We start from the raw sequence: 14,718 nt of genomic DNA, 5'->3' as shown, positions 1-14,718 counted from the left end.
GCTCCTCAGGCTTGGGCGATCAGACGGTCGTAAGCGTCTTGATCCAGCAGTTGGCCGACAGCCGAGGCATCGGTTGGCTGGAAGCGGAAGAACCAGCCTTCGCCCAGCGGATCTTCGTTGACCAGTTCAGGGCTGCTGTCCAGCGCCGGGTTCACTTCCAGCACTTCGCCGTCGAGTGGCATGTACACGCCGCTGGCGGCTTTTACCGATTCCACGGTGGCGGCTTCTGCGCCTTTGTCGTAGGACTGCAGCTCAGGCAGTTGTACAAAAACCACGTCGCCCAAGGCGTTCTGCGCGAAAGCGGTGATACCGACGGTGACGGTGCCGTCAGCTTCGGTGCGCAGCCATTCGTGATCTTCAGTAAAACGCAACTCGCTCATGGAAACTCCTAAGGGGGCCAGACTCGTCTGGTGGACGCGATTGAATGCTGGGGCAATGCCCTGATTTATGGGCGCTGCTTTTTATACAAGCTAAGCAAAATCGCGGCCAATGTTATTTATTTCTTACAAATCAATTAGTTAGTTGTTTTTACAGAAGACTGAAATGACCTGACTGTAGCGAAATCGCTACAGCAGGGACTGAAGAAAAAAGCTGAGGTGGATCAAAGCCTTGCACAGCGGTGATCAAGAGGGGGTGTAGCGATTTCATTCCGCCGTAGCGCTTTCAGTACAGGCGGAGGTCGTTTTTGAATCCTGATGCAGTACCCTGTGGGAGCGGGCTTGCTCGCGAAAGCGGTATAACAGGCAACATTGATGTCGACTGACACTCCGCCTTCGCGAGCAAGTCGGATCGCCGCACCGCCGCTCCCACATTTGACTGAGTGATGCTTTAAGGCTTGTTAGGAATCCCGTACTTACGCAACCGATGGGCAATCGCGGTGTGGGAGGTTTGCAGGCGGCTGGCCAGTTGGCGGGTCGAGGGGTAGCTGACGTAGAGTTTTTCCAGCAGGGTTTTCTCGAACTCTTCCATGGCCTGTTCAAGGCTGTCGACCTCGCTGTCGCTCTGGCGCGCCACGGAGGTGCCAGCGATGTCGAGGTCGCCGATGTCCACCAGGCTGCTTTCGCAAATCGCCGCGGCCCGGAAAATCACGTTCTGCAATTGCCGCACGTTGCCCGGCCAACGGTTCCCCAGCAACGCCGGGTAGGTGCCGGGGGCCAGGCGACAGACCGGGCGCTGGATCTGCGCGCAGGCCTGCTGCATGAAGTAGCGCGCCAGCAGCAGAATGTCCTGGCCACGGTCGCGCAGGGGCGGGACTTCGACATTCAGGACGTTGAGGCGATAGAAAAGGTCTTCGCGGAAGGCGCCTTCGCTGACCATTTTTTCCAGATCGCGATGGGTCGCGCTGAGGATCCGCACGTTGACCTTCACTTCGCGATCGCCACCCACTCGACGGAAGCTGCCGTCATTCAGAAAACGCAGCAATTTCGCCTGCAAGTACGGCGACATTTCACCGATCTCGTCGAGAAATACCGTGCCCTGGTTGGCCAGTTCCATCAGCCCCGGTTTGCCGCCCCGTTGCGCGCCGGTGAAGGCGCCGGGGGCGTAGCCGAACAGCTCGCTTTCGGCGAGGTTTTCCGGCAATGCCGCGCAGTTCAAGGCCAGGAACGGCGAACTATGGCGAGCGCTGATGGCGTGGCAGGCGCGAGCCACCAGTTCTTTGCCGGTGCCGGTTTCGCCCTGAATCAGCAACGGTGCATCGAGGGCGGCGACCCGTTGAGCGCGCGCCTTGAGCGTACGAATCGCCGGGGATTCGCCGAGCAGGGCATCGAACCCTTCGGCGTGGTCGTGGTGCAGCGCCGAGAGGCGTTCACCGATGCGGTTCGGTTGATACAGGGTCAGCAGCGCGCCGGCATCGGTGATCGGCGTGGCGTCCAGCAGCAGGGTCTGGCCGTTGACGGTGATCTCACGCAGTGGCAGGCGAAAACCGTTTTCCAGCAACGCGTCGAGCAGCGCCGGGTCGGCAAACAGCTCGCTGATGCTTTCACCCGCCGGTTCGCGGCCGTACAGGGCAATCAGCGCCGGGTTGGCCAGCAGCACCTTGCCAGCACTGTCCAGAGCCAGCACCGGGTCGGTCATGGCCGCGAGTAACGCATCGAGTTGCAAGTGACGGCGTTGGCCGGGAAGGATGTCGACCACCGTCACCGCTTGCACGCCGCGCACGCTGAACAGCGCGTCGCGCAGCTCTTCGAGCACTGCCGGGCTCAAGGTCGGGGCGTCGATGTAGACGTTGGGCGGCACCATTTCCACCGCATCCAGATTGAGATTGCGCCCACCGAGCAGGGCCAGGACTTCCTGGGTGATTCCGACGCGGTCGATGAAGCTGACGTGGATACGCATGGGGCGGTTGGGTTCTGGAGTGCGGAGGGTGGCAAGTATGCCTTGGGGCGGGCCAATGGTGAAATCCTGCGCAGGACTTCAGGGCAACGATGATCCCCTGTGGGAGCGGGCTTGCTCGCGAAAGCGGAGTATCAGTCGACATTAGTATTGCCTGTCACACCGCTTTCGCGAGCAAGCCCGCTCCCACAAGGTCAGTGGGTTATTCGAAGTTCTCGAGGTTTACCGGGTCGCCGGATTTCATATCCAGCTGCTTCCGGATGTCTTCAAACATTAAATCGTAATGCTTGTGAACCGAGCCGATCTGGCTATGTGTCTTCGGGATTCCGTACTTCTCGGCGATTTTCGTCACGTTGTTGGCGAAGTTGTAAGCCTCCTCCTTGGGCAGAAAGAAGGTCTCCGTCATGTCCTTTCCCTGCATGCTGCCGTGCATGGTGAACAGCATCCCTTTGCCTTTCTTGGGATCCTGCGTGACCTCATAGTCGAGGTGCACGTTGTAGTTGACATCATCCGGGGTCAGCGCGTGGCGCTCGATGTGCAGATGACCGGGCTCAAACGTTGCCATTGACGTCTCTCCTTATAAATAAGTTATGCCAGGTGTCGCCGTACTGATACGCGTGCCGGCCTTGCCCTGGACGATCGCTTCGATGTCCGAGAGTGAACCGATCACCGCGACTTTGCCAGTATGGCGGGCGAACTCGCAGGCTGCCTGGACCTTTGGTCCCATGGAGCCGGCCGCGAAGCCGAGTTTTTCCATTTCGTCCGGGTGGGCCTGGGCGATGGCTTTCTGGGTGGGTTTGCCGAAGTCGATGAACGCCGCGCTGACGTCGGTGGCGATCACCAACAGATCGCTTTCAAGCTGTTCGGCCAGTAGCGCCGAGCACAGGTCTTTGTCGATTACCGCTTCCACGCCTTGCAGTTTTCCGCTGGCGCCGTACATCGTCGGGATGCCGCCACCACCGGCGCAAATCACGATGCTGCCTTTTTCCAGCAGCCACTTGATCGGGCGGATTTCGAAGATGCGTTTGGGTCTCGGGCTGGCCACCACGCGACGGAATTTGTCGCCGTCCGGAGCAATCGCCCAGCCTTTTTCGGCAGCGAGTTTTTCCGCTTCGGCCTTGGTGTAGACCGGGCCGATGGGTTTGCTGGGAGTCTGGAACGCCGGGTCGTTGGCGTCGACTTCGACCTGGGTCAGCAGGGTGGCGAACGGGACTTCGAAGTCCAGCAGGTTGCCCACTTCCTGTTCGATGATGTAGCCGATCATGCCTTCGGTTTCGGCCCCCAGCACGTCCAGCGGGTAAGCGGAAACCTGGGTGTAGGCCGCCGCTTGCAGCGACAGCAGCCCGACCTGCGGACCATTGCCGTGAGCGATCACCAGTTGGTTGCCGGAATAAACCTTGGCGATCTGTTCGGTGGCGATCCGGATGTTGGCGCGCTGGTTGTCCGCGGTCATGGGTTCACCCCGGCGGAGCAGGGCGTTACCGCCCAGAGCAACGACGATACGCATAATGCAGTCCTTCTAAATAGAGGGCGGGTAGCTCGATCTTGCTGTGGGAATCGGGTCGGTGTGGGAGCGGGCTTGCTCGCGAAGGCGGTGTGTCAGTCGACATCAATGTCCCTGTCAGACCGCTTTCGCGAGCAAGCCCGCTCCCACATTGACCGTGTTTCGTCAGGGCGAGCCGAGTGAGCCGTTAGATATCCGCCAGCGCCGACACCAGAATCGCCTTGATGGTGTGCATGCGGTTCTCCGCTTGCTCGAAGGCGATGTTGGCCGGCGATTCGAAGACTTCCTCAGTCACCTCGACGCCGTTGGCCAGGTGCGGATACCGCGCGGCGATGTCTTTGCCGACCTTGGTTTCGCTGTTGTGGAACGCCGGCAGGCAGTGCATGAATTTCACGCGCGGGTTGCCCGAGGCCTTCATCATGTCGGCGTTGACCTGATACGGCAGCAGTTGCTCGATGCGCTCGTCCCACGCCTCAACCGGCTCGCCCATCGACACCCAGATGTCGGTGTGGATGAAGTCCACGCCCTTGACCGCTTCTTTCGGGTCTTCGGTGATGGTGAGGCGCGCGCCGCTTTCGGCGGCGAAGGCTTTGCACTGATCGATGAAGTCCTGATGTGGCCACAGCGCTTTCGGCGCGGCGATGCGCACGTCCATGCCGAGTTTGGCGCCGATCATCAACAGCGAATTGCCCATGTTGTAGCGGGCATCGCCGAGGTAGGCATAGCTGATGTCGTGCAGCGGTTTGTCGCTGTGTTCACGCATGGTCAGGGTGTCGGCGATCATTTGCGTCGGGTGGAATTCAGCGGTCAGGCCGTTGAACACCGGCACGCCAGCGAACTTCGCCAGCTCTTCGACGATTTCCTGTTCGAAGCCGCGATACTCGATGGCGTCGAACATCCGCCCCAGCACGCGAGCGGTGTCTTTCATGCTTTCCTTGTGGCCGATCTGCGACGACACCGGGTCGATGTAGGTGACGTGGGCGCCCTGGTCATGGGCCGCGACTTCGAAGGCGCAACGGGTGCGGGTCGAGGTTTTTTCGAAGATCAGCGCGATGTTCTTGCCTTGCAGGTGCGGACGCTCGGTGCCGGTGTACTTGGCGCGTTTGAGGTCACGGGACAGGTCCAGCAGGTAGTTCAGCTCGCGAGTGGTGTGGTGCATCAGCGAGAGCAGGCTGCGGTTGCGCATATTGAAAGCCATGATGGGATCTCCTTGGGTTTCGGTTATCCCCTCGGCCGCGCTGGATAAGCGGGGCCGAGGTGGGCAAATTAATAGTCGATAGGGTCGCGAATGATCGGGCAGGTCATGCAGTGGCCGCCGCCACGGCCCCGTCCCAGCTCGCCGGCGCTGATGGTGATGACTTCCACACCGGCCTTGCGCAGCAGGGTGTTGGTGTAGGTGTTGCGGTCATAGCCGACGACCACGCCCGGCTCCAGAGCCACCACGTTATTGCCGTCGTCCCATTGCTCGCGTTCGGCGGCGAAGCTGTTGCCACCGGTTTCGACGACGCGCAGCACTGGCAGGTTGAGAGCCTTGGCCACGGTGTCGAGGAAGCTGGTTTCTTCGCGGCGCACGTCGATGCCGCCCGGTTTGCTTTCGTCAGGGCGCAGGCTGAAGGCGACGATCTGGTTCACCACTTCCGGGAAAATGGTCACCAGGTCGCGGTCGCAGAAGCTGAACACGGTGTCCAGGTGCATCGCTGCGCGGGACTTTGGCAGGCCGGCGACGATCACTCTTTCCACTGCTTTGTTCTTGAACAGGTTCAACGCCAATTGGCCGATGGCCTGGCGGGACGAGCGCTCACCCATGCCGATTAGCACCACGCCGTTGCCGATCGGCATCACGTCGCCGCCCTCAAGGGTGGCGCTGCCATGGTCCTGGTCCGGGTCGCCGTACCAGATCTGGAAGTCGGCGTTAGCGAATTGCGGGTGGAACTTGTAGATGGCCGTGGCCAGTAACGTTTCCTGACGGCGCGCCGGCCAGTACATCGGGTTCAACGTCACGCCGCCGTAGACCCAGCAGGTGGTGTCGCGGGTGAACTGGGTGTTGGGCAGCGGCGGCAGAATGAAGCTGGAGTGACCGAGAAATTCGCGGAACATCTGAATGGTCTTGCCGCCGAAGCTGTCCGGCAGGTCATCGGCGGAGACGCCGCCAATCAGGAACTCGGCAATCTTTCTCGGCTCCAGGCTACGCAGCCAGGAAGCGGTTTCGTTGACCAGCCCAAGGCCGACCGAGTTGGCGGTGATCTTGCGTTCCAGAATCCAGTCCAGCGCTTCTGGAATGGCGACGATGTCGGTCAGCAGATTGTGCATTTCCAGCACGTCGACGTTGCGCTCGCGCATTTTGGTGACGAAGTCGAAGTGGTCACGCTTGGCTTGAGCAACCCACAGCACATCATCGAAAAGCAGTTCATCGCAGTTGTTCGGGGTCAGCCGCTGGTGGGCCAGGCCGGGGGAGCAAACCATGACTTTGCGCAGTTTGCCGGCTTCGGAATGGACGCCGTACTTAACTTTTTCGGTGGTCATTACAGTGATCCTCCAGATGACAAATGGGTCAGGTGTTACAGAGTCAGGAAGCCGTCATACAGCCCGTAAGCTGCCACCAGGGCGCCCACGACGACCGCTGCGAAAATCAGCTTCTCGACGTTGGTGAAAACCGGTTTGTTGACTTCAAGTTTGGCTTTGGCAAACAGGATCGCGCCGGGCGCATAGAGCAGGGCGGAGAGCAGCAGGTATTTGACGCCGCCGGCATAGATCAGCCAGACCGCGTAGATCAACGCGACGGCGCCGATGAACAGGTCTTTCCTGCGCTCGGCCGCGGCGTTTTCATAACTCTCGCCGCGCACCGCCAGCAGCAGCGCATAAGCCGCCGACCACAGGTACGGCACCAGAATCATCGAGGTGGCGAGGTAGATCAGCGACAGATAAGTGCTGGCCGAGAACAGCGTGATGATCAGGAACAGCTGGACCATGGCGTTGGTCAGCCACAGCGCATTGGCCGGCACATGGTTGGCGTTTTCCTTGCGCAAAAAGGCCGGCATGGTGTGGTCTTTAGCGGCGGCGAACATGATCTCCGCGCACAGCAACACCCACGACAACAGCGCACCGAGCAACGAAATGATCAGGCCGACGCTGATCAGCACCGCGCCCCAATGACCGACCACGTGTTCCAGCACCGCGGCCATGGACGGGTTCTGCAGTTTTGCCAATTCCGGTTGGGTCATGATGCCCAGCGAGAGCACGTTCACTAGCACCAGAAACAGCAAAACCGTGATGAAACCGATGACGGTGGCTTTACCCACGTCGCTGCGTTTTTCCGCACGGGCCGAGAAGATGCTCGCGCCTTCGATGCCGATGAACACCCAGACGGTGACCAGCATCATGTTGCGCACCTGCTTCATCACGCTGCCCAGGTCAGGGTTTTTCACGCCCCAGATGTCGGCAGTGAAGATGTCCAGTTTGAACGCGAAAATCGCGATCAGGACAAACAGCAGCAGCGGTACGATTTTGGCGACGGTGGTCACCAGGTTGATGAATGCCGCTTCCTTGATGCCCCGCAGCACTAGGAAATGTACGCCCCAGAGCAGCACAGACGCGCCGATCACGGCAGCAACCGTGTTGCCTTCGCCGAAGATCGGAAAGAAGTAACCGAGGGTGCTGAACAACAGAACGAAGTAACCAACGTTACCCAGCCAGGCACTGATCCAGTAACCCCAGGCAGACGAGAAACCCATGTAGTCGCCGAAACCGGCTTTGGCGTAGGCGTAAACACCGCCGTCCAGATCAGGTTTTCGATTAGCGAGGGTCTGGAAGACGAAGGCCAGGGTCAACATGCCCACCGCGGTAATGGCCCAACCGATAAGAACGGCACCGACGTCTGCACTGGCGGCCATGTTCTGGGGTAAAGAGAAGATCCCGCCACCAATCATTGAGCCGACAACCAATGCAACCAGGGCGCCGAGTTTCAGTTTTCCGGGGGATTCGGACATTGCATGACTCCAGTGCAGGAGAAGAGAGAAAACAGGTTAGTTTCGTTCGCTGTTCAATCATCTGACTTGGATCAATGCATGGTCACATTCCGTTGTTGATTAAAGACTTATGGGTCTTTTATAGGCATAGGGCTATTGCCCGCAAAGCCCTGTGCAGAGACCTCTGATAAAAGTTAAAGAAATAAAGCGTATCAGTTGAGGTTTAGACGCTAGTTTGTTTTTTTGTTTTGGCAAGTATTGGTCATTTGATTTTGCAGTGATATTGATTTATTAGGATCTACCGACAAAACCGCTATTTTCGGATGGCTGCAATAGCGTGGTCAGTTATAAATAAAGACAAATATTAGCGTTAATTGATAAACGTTATTACGCTTTATCTATTTAGTTAAAAACCGACTATGTGAAGATCTCGCGGCCATAGCGCGACAGGGAAATGGAGATGCACGAATGTCGCAACCGACGCAAAAGCTTCGCCTGAGTGCGCTGATCGCTTTGGTGGTGGGATCGATGATTGGCGGTGGGATTTTTTCCTTGCCGCAAAACATGGCGGCGCGTGCCGATGCCGGGGCGATATTGATTGGTTGGGCGATCACTGCCGTTGGCATGCTGACCTTGGCCTTCGTCTTTCAGACTTTGGCCAATCGCAAACCTGAACTGGACTCCGGTGTATACGCTTACGCCAAGGCCGGTTTCGGCGATTACATGGGATTCTCGTCTGCCTGGGGATACTGGATCAGCGCCTGGCTGGGCAACGTCGGTTATTTCGTATTGCTGTTCAGTACTCTCGGTTATTTCTTTCCGGTCTTCGGCCGGGGCAACACACCCATCGCCATCGGCTGCGCGTCGGTGCTGCTGTGGGCCGTGCATTTTCTGGTGTTGCGTGGAATCAAGGAGGCGGCGTTCATCAATCAACTGACCACCGTGGCCAAGATTGTGCCGCTGATCATGTTTATCGTGATTGCCGCCGTGGCCTTCAAGGCGGACATCTTCACCCGCGACATCTGGGGCCGCAGCAACCCGAATTTCGGCGGCGTGATGGACCAGGTGCGCAACATGATGCTGGTCACCGTGTTCGTCTTCATCGGCATCGAAGGCGCCAGTGTGTATTCGGCGAGGGCACAGAAACGTTCGGACGTGGGCCGGGCGACGGTTATCGGTTTTATCGGTGTGTTGGCGCTGCTGGTGCTGGTGAACGTGTTATCCCTCGGGATCATGAGCCAACCCGAATTGGCCACGTTGCAGAACCCGTCGCTGGCGGCGGTGCTGGAACATATCGTCGGCCCTTGGGGCGCGCTGCTGATCAGCATCGGCCTGGCGGTTTCGCTGCTGGGGGCCTTGTTGTCGTGGGCGTTGCTGTGCGCCGAAATCCTCTTCGCCACCGCGAAAGACAAGACCATGCCAGCCTTCCTGAAAAAGGAAAACGCCAACCATGTGCCAGTCAACGCACTGTGGCTCACCAATGTGATGATCCAGATTTTTCTGCTGATCACCCTGTTTTCCGCCGGTACTTACACCAGCCTGATCTACCTCGCCTCATCGATGATTCTGGTGCCATATCTGTGGTCGGCGGCGTATGCGGTGTTGTTGAGCGGGCGAGGGGAAACCTATGAGCATGCCTCGGCCGAGCGCACGAAAGACTTGCTGATCGGCGGCATCGCCCTGAGTTACGCGGTGTGGTTGTTGTATGCCGGCGGCGTGAAATACCTGCTGCTCTCGGCGTTGTTGTATGCACCGGGGGTGATACTGTTTGCCAAGGCCAAGCGGGAACAGGGCAAACCGCTGTTTACGTTGGTTGAGAAGGGGATTTTCAGCTGTGTGGTTGCCGGGGCGGGGTTGGCGGCCTATGGGTTGTACAGCGGATTGTTGTCGTTGTGAGGTTATTGCTGGCGTATCAACCGCCTTATGACTGGTCGGCGATGCTGGGTTTTTTGTCGGCGCGGGCGGTGGTGGGGATGGAAACGGTGGTCGATGGGGTGTACTCGCGCAGCATCGCATTGAACGGTATTCACGGAGTGATTTCGGTCAGGCCAGGGGTGGGCGATGTGCTGGAAGTGACGCTGGATTTTCCTGATTCAGCGGCAGTACCGGAGATTGTCGCGCGGCTACGGCGGATGTTTGATCTGGACGCAAATTTGCCCGCCATTCATCGACAACTGGCGGTTGATCCGTTGATGGCACGCTTGATTGCCGCACGTCCGGGGCTGCGCGTGCCCGGGGCTTGGGATGGTCTGGAGTTGGCCATTCGTGCGGTGTTGGGGCAGCAGATCAGCGTGGTCGCGGCGATCAAGTTGGCGGGGAAACTGGTGGTGCAATATGGACAGCCATTGCAGTCGCCGATGCCGGGGTTGAGTCATGTGTTTCCTGATGCTGGCGCATTGGCAGCAGCGGATCTGGCTACGTTGGGGATGCCGAAAAGTCGCGGTCGGACCTTGTCCAGCGTGGCTCAGGCGTTGCTGGATGATCCCCTGTTGTTTGAACCGGGACGGGAAGGCGGTGTGGCGCGGTTGTTGACATTGCACGGGATTGGCGACTGGACGGCGCAATACATTGCCTTGCGGCAGTTGCGGCAGATGGATGCGTTTCCGAGTGGGGATGTGGGGTTGATCAATTCGCTGGTGGCGCTGGAAGGTCGAGCGGTGACGGCTCGGGAGTTGTGGGTGCGGGCCGAGGCTTGGCGGCCCTATCGAGGGTATGCGGCGCAGGTGCTTTGGACATCGTTGAGTCGACCGGATTGAACTGAGCCGAGATGTGTGGTGACTTTTCGGCCCCCTTCGCGAGCAAGCCCGCTCCCACATTTTGATCGCATTCCTCCAAGGAAACTCGGTCAACTGTGGGAGCGGGCTTGCTCGCGAAGGGGCCCGAACAGTCACCACCACTGCGCGCGATGGGAACCCAATTCCCCGGCCGGCAGTGCCCACTGCAGCGGTGTCCCGGTGATTTTCAGTGGTACCTGCAGCCGGTGGGCCGGACCCCAAGGTGTCTGCTCAACCAACATCCCTTGATCGCTTTGATCCTCCGCCCGCAACGCCTCGTCGGTCCCCGCGCCATGTTCAATCAGCAACCTGGCGGTCCGCGCCAACGACAACCTGGCCGACCCGCCACATCCCAATAACTTGATCGCCGCAGCTGCCATCAAATACCCGGTGGCGTGATCAAGCGCCTGCACCGGCAGCGGCGTCGGTTTGTTCGCCTTCTTCCACTGCATCCCCGCTTCGGCAATCCCGCTGCTCATCTGTACCAAACTGTCGAACCCTCGACGGTTCTGCCATGGGCCGCTCCAACCGTAGGCGTTGAGGCATACATCAATCAGGCCCGGCGCCAGTTTTTGACGCACGGCGACGCCGTACCCCAACCTTTCCAATGCATCGGCGCGGTAGCCGTGGAGCAGAATGTCGGTGTCCTTGAGCAGGCTTTCGAACACTGCGCGATCGGTCTTGTCGTGCAGATCCAGGCGCGCACAGCGTTTGCCCAAAGTGACTTCCGGCACCACGCCCGGTTCGTTCCAGGTCGGCGGGTCGATGCGCAGCACGTCGGCGCCGAGCCCTGCGAGGAAGCGGCTGGCGATCGGGCCGGCGAGTACCCGCGTCAGGTCCAGCACCTTGATCCCTGCCAGCGGTTGGGCCACCGAACCCTGCCACGGTTTGGCGTTTTGGCTGTCGTCGACGCTGAACTGAATCAGCGGTTCGGCGTTCACGGCCTGCCCCTGGGGGTGAACCTGCCATTGTGTCCAGGTTTGCATCTCGGCGGCGCAACCACCGGCCTCGATCACGGCCTGTTCCAGATCGCTTTTCGCCCACTGAGCTACTTTGCCCGCCGCCGCGGCGCGGTCGGCACAGCCGCCGAGCACGCTTTCAGCGGCGGCACGATGATGAGGCGCGTTGGTGTGCAGGCGGATCCAGCCGTCCTTGGTCGCATAGTCGCCGGCAACCGCGTCCCACAACGGCGGGACGCTCCAGCCCACAGGGCGGATCGAGGTGGCGAACCAGAACGACGCAAGGCGGCGGTCGACTTCAAGGTTAGGCAAACGGCCGGTGTGTTGTTGCAGCAATTCACTGACAGCCTGACCGGCGGCGGCAATGCTGGCGCAGGCCAGGTCAGTCACGGCAAACGCCGAGGGCAGGGCACCAACCGAGGTGAACGGGATTGGCGTGTGGGGCAAGCCGAGTGCGGCTTGAATGGACGTGAGTAAATCAGTCATCGAAGGCCCTCCGGAGCGAGAGGCCCGAGCATAGATCAAAATGTCACCTGTAGGAGCGAGGCTTGCCCGCGAATGGTACGACGCGGTACTTCAGACAGACCGCGTTATCGTTCTTCGCGGGCAAGCCTCGCTCCTACAAGGGCGGGGTGATCGAGCGAGTTCGGGGGTGGTGGCGTAGGCCTGTTCGAGCAGTACAGTAAAGCGGTTGAACGCATCGATTGCGCCTTTAAAGGCTTCTTCCTGCACGCTCGGCGCCAGCCCATCGAGCGTCTTGACGAAGCTTTCCAGCCTTCAGCGCGGCCACCGGCCGGTTCGGCGAGATGACGAGCGCCAAAGGTTTCGCTCAGGAGCGTGACAACCCTCCCAGGCAGGGCTGCAAATGTCAGATATTTCAGAGATTGGCGTAGGCGCGGTCCCAAACGTTTCCTGGCCCCTCAGACAGCTCTGGATGACGGCTATACCCCTGTTGATACTTCGTTTTTCAGCGTGGTTTTTTGACAGGGGCATCAAGTGACGGTACTCCAGGAATGGGAAAAGCCAATTCTCAACAACGCTCCTTCGTTGTGTTTCGCGAGCCGGCAATCTGTTCGCGCACTGGCAATCATTGCGCTGGCGCTTGCCGCTGGCGGTTGTGTTTTTGCACCGGCAGAGCGCTTTACCTTGCAGGCCGAAGTGCCGGCCGATTTCAGGGTCAAGGCCGATGCCTATTACGAGCCGGCCAGCGGCGAAACCTGTGAGGCGCCGCCGCGTCAGCGCGGAAAGGTGGCGCCCAACCGCAAGTTTTTCACCAGCGAATTCCAAAGCATTGCGCGCACGGCCGAGTTTCAGATCCCGCTGACGACGCGCGCGGGCGGCTGTCCGTTGGTGTTGAGTAGTTTGAGGTTGAATTTGCGAGGGAAATGGGGGCCGGCTCGGCTCGATGGCAGTAATGATTTTGCCAGCCTGTCCTTTTACGACGCACTTGCAGATGACCGTCCAGATTTTCCAGCCTCCGGTATTCAGGCGTTTCAAGGGCAATGCCAGTGGCTGTTTCGCACTATGGGGCACAAACGCAATATTCGAAAAATCCTGCACTGCCGGGCTGTCGACGCGAGTGGACAGATGGTGAAACGCATGGCGGGCGGGGTATTGCAGCGCGATCAGTTGCCGGGCAGGACGGTGAGGATGGTGTTCGGGATGGCGGCCGAGGAGCGGCCCTTTGGGCAGGACACCTGGATCCGCTTTCCGCAAGGTTGGAAACGTTGCCTGGGTGAAAACCTTGAGGATCAAGACGCTTTTTGCCGTGGTAACACCGTCGATTTCAAGTCTTTCAAAATGCCGGATGGTCGCGAGTGCACCGTCTACCCCAACTGCACTGAATAAGGAAATCAGATATGGCACATCAGGAGCGAGATCACTCTTGTTTCAGCAGCAAAATGCTGGTTTGCCCGCTACGGGGGCACTGGACGAGCTTTCGATTAGTTGACGAGCAGGGTGACGGAAAACCCTATGGTGGTTTGCCTTACACCGTTGTGGACAGTGTCGGCCAGGAATATACCGGACGATTGGATGGTGAGGGATTTGCAAAACTAGAGAACCATTACCGAGGAGCTGTCGTACTCAACTTTGACAAGCGGTACAGCGGACTCGATACACCCTATGAACGGTTGATAAAACGAGACTACTACCCTCTCCCCATCACCGAACTCCAGTACCGCGCCGAACAAACCCGCTTTTTCCACGAAGACGGATTTCGTCGTGAACACAACCCGGCCATCAAGGACGCCGATGTCTTTGTCCAGGTCGAGGTGCGGGACCTGGTCCGTGATGGCGCGCATTTGCCACCGGTGGCCCAGCGCTTCTACGAACCCCAAAGCGCACTGCTTCGGGCCATGAGCGAACTGGGTTTCGGCCCCGAGCATTCGTTCGGCATTGCGCTGAGCCCCAACCAACACAACGTGCTGGAAGTGCGGCCGATGCGCGCCTTGCGGCCACTGCTGTCCACCGATGACAAATTCTGTGCGCTGAACCTTTATCAACTGGCGTTGATGGCGACCTTGAGTTACACCGATTTCGCCCAGGACCCGCGCGAAAAACCGCTGGATAAAGTGCGCTTTCCTGAGGACCCGAGCATCGGCAATCTGTTTGGCGAGGCATTGGCCAGCTACCGGGAAAATTGGCGAATCGATAAGAGCCAGTCCCAAAGGTTTTACCCGTTGTACGAAGACGTGCCCTATTCAAAGCGGCTGGAAATCCTGCCGTTCGACCCGACGCTGTATGAGCAAAACCACCCGGACAAAGGCAAGGATCAGGAACACCCGGCCAACCAGCATTTTTTCGATGATCAGGAAGATGGCGGTGATACCCAGGCGTTCATGTGTCATCACGACGAAGGCGTTTTGATTTCGGTGCGCGGCACGGCCAGTCTGAAAGATGCACTACGTGATGTGCATGCGCTTCAGGTTCCGTTCGAGGAAGGTGTCGGGCAGGTTCATAAGGGGTTTTACAGCGCATATCAGGCGCTCAGCGAGTTCGTACATAGCTATTTGGACCGATTCTATGCGGGTCAAAAAATCATCATTTGCGGGCATAGTCTCGGTGGAGCCATCGCCTTGCTGCTGGCCGAAGCACTCCGTCGATTTCCGGATGAGGATTACAACATCCTCCTCTACACCTACGGCGCCCCACGCGCTGGCGACTCAACCTTTGTTGAAGGC

Annotated in this window: 11 protein-coding genes and 2 pseudogenes; 4 read left to right on the top strand and 9 right to left on the bottom strand. The window is 59.1% G+C overall.

The features are described 5' to 3' along the window. Nucleotides 1-5: 5 nt before the first annotated feature. From gcvH to arcD (IC37_RS25635), 7 genes are all read right to left on the bottom strand, one after another. Nucleotides 6-380 carry a glycine cleavage system protein GcvH gene (gcvH, locus tag IC37_RS25675; RefSeq protein WP_030131840.1) on the bottom strand — a complete coding sequence of 125 codons (375 nt, stop codon included), beginning with the start codon at nucleotides 378-380 and terminating at the stop codon, nucleotides 6-8. A gap of 448 nt (nucleotides 381-828) precedes the next feature. Next, complete coding sequence (locus IC37_RS25665) at nucleotides 829-2,337, bottom strand: sigma-54-dependent transcriptional regulator (RefSeq protein ID WP_030131841.1); 1,509 nt, start codon at nucleotides 2,335-2,337, stop codon at nucleotides 829-831. Between the two features lie 199 nt (nucleotides 2,338-2,536). Next, nucleotides 2,537-2,899, bottom strand: a complete 363-nt coding sequence (locus IC37_RS25655; protein ID WP_030131842.1) for a DUF5064 family protein — start codon at nucleotides 2,897-2,899, stop codon at nucleotides 2,537-2,539. Nucleotides 2,900-2,911: 12 nt separating this feature from the next. Beyond that, nucleotides 2,912-3,841 carry a carbamate kinase gene (arcC, locus tag IC37_RS25650; protein ID WP_030131843.1) on the bottom strand — a complete coding sequence of 310 codons (930 nt, stop codon included), beginning with the start codon at nucleotides 3,839-3,841 and terminating at the stop codon, nucleotides 2,912-2,914. 184 nt (nucleotides 3,842-4,025) lie between these two features. Further along, on the bottom strand, nucleotides 4,026-5,036 hold the full coding sequence (locus IC37_RS25645; protein ID WP_030131844.1) for an ornithine carbamoyltransferase: 1,011 nt from the start codon (nucleotides 5,034-5,036) through the stop codon (nucleotides 4,026-4,028). A gap of 68 nt (nucleotides 5,037-5,104) precedes the next feature. Continuing rightward, the gene (gene arcA / locus IC37_RS25640) at nucleotides 5,105-6,361 is read right to left on the bottom strand and encodes an arginine deiminase (RefSeq protein ID WP_030131845.1); all 1,257 of its coding nucleotides are present in this window, start codon (nucleotides 6,359-6,361) and stop codon (nucleotides 5,105-5,107) included. Between the two features lie 35 nt (nucleotides 6,362-6,396). Continuing rightward, nucleotides 6,397-7,824 carry an arginine-ornithine antiporter gene (gene arcD / locus IC37_RS25635; RefSeq protein ID WP_030131846.1) on the bottom strand — a complete coding sequence of 476 codons (1,428 nt, stop codon included), beginning with the start codon at nucleotides 7,822-7,824 and terminating at the stop codon, nucleotides 6,397-6,399. A 447-nt stretch (nucleotides 7,825-8,271) separates the two neighbouring features. Here arcD (IC37_RS25635) and arcD (IC37_RS25630) point away from each other — a divergent pair, with 447 nt between their 5' ends. Next, a complete protein-coding gene (arcD, locus tag IC37_RS25630; protein ID WP_030131847.1) occupies nucleotides 8,272-9,699 on the top strand; it encodes an arginine-ornithine antiporter in 1,428 nt (475 codons plus the stop codon). Then, nucleotides 9,696-10,559, top strand: a complete 864-nt coding sequence (locus IC37_RS25625; protein ID WP_030131848.1) for a DNA-3-methyladenine glycosylase — start codon at nucleotides 9,696-9,698, stop codon at nucleotides 10,557-10,559. Before arcD (IC37_RS25630) ends, IC37_RS25625 begins: the two co-directional genes overlap by 4 nt. 131 nt (nucleotides 10,560-10,690) lie before the next feature. Here IC37_RS25625 and IC37_RS25620 read toward each other — a convergent pair whose 3' ends face one another. Then, nucleotides 10,691-12,022 carry a CoA transferase gene (locus tag IC37_RS25620; protein ID WP_030131849.1) on the bottom strand — a complete coding sequence of 444 codons (1,332 nt, stop codon included), beginning with the start codon at nucleotides 12,020-12,022 and terminating at the stop codon, nucleotides 10,691-10,693. A gap of 90 nt (nucleotides 12,023-12,112) precedes the next feature. Next, nucleotides 12,113-12,369: pseudogene (locus IC37_RS25615) on the bottom strand (hypothetical protein); the annotation flags it as partial. Nucleotides 12,370-12,532: 163 nt separating this feature from the next. Between IC37_RS25615 and IC37_RS25610 the strand changes: the two are divergent. Both IC37_RS25610 and IC37_RS25605 read left to right on the top strand, forming a co-directional pair. Continuing rightward, complete coding sequence (locus IC37_RS25610; RefSeq protein ID WP_256580791.1) at nucleotides 12,533-13,384, top strand: hypothetical protein; 852 nt, start codon at nucleotides 12,533-12,535, stop codon at nucleotides 13,382-13,384. Nucleotides 13,385-13,395: 11 nt separating this feature from the next. Continuing rightward, nucleotides 13,396-14,718 (top strand): annotated as a pseudogene (locus IC37_RS25605) (lipase family protein); the annotation flags it as partial.

This window comes from Pseudomonas sp. QTF5, from assembly GCF_000512695.2.
Lineage (GTDB): Bacteria > Pseudomonadota > Gammaproteobacteria > Pseudomonadales > Pseudomonadaceae > Aquipseudomonas.
This window is presented reverse-complemented; position numbering and strand designations above follow the sequence as displayed.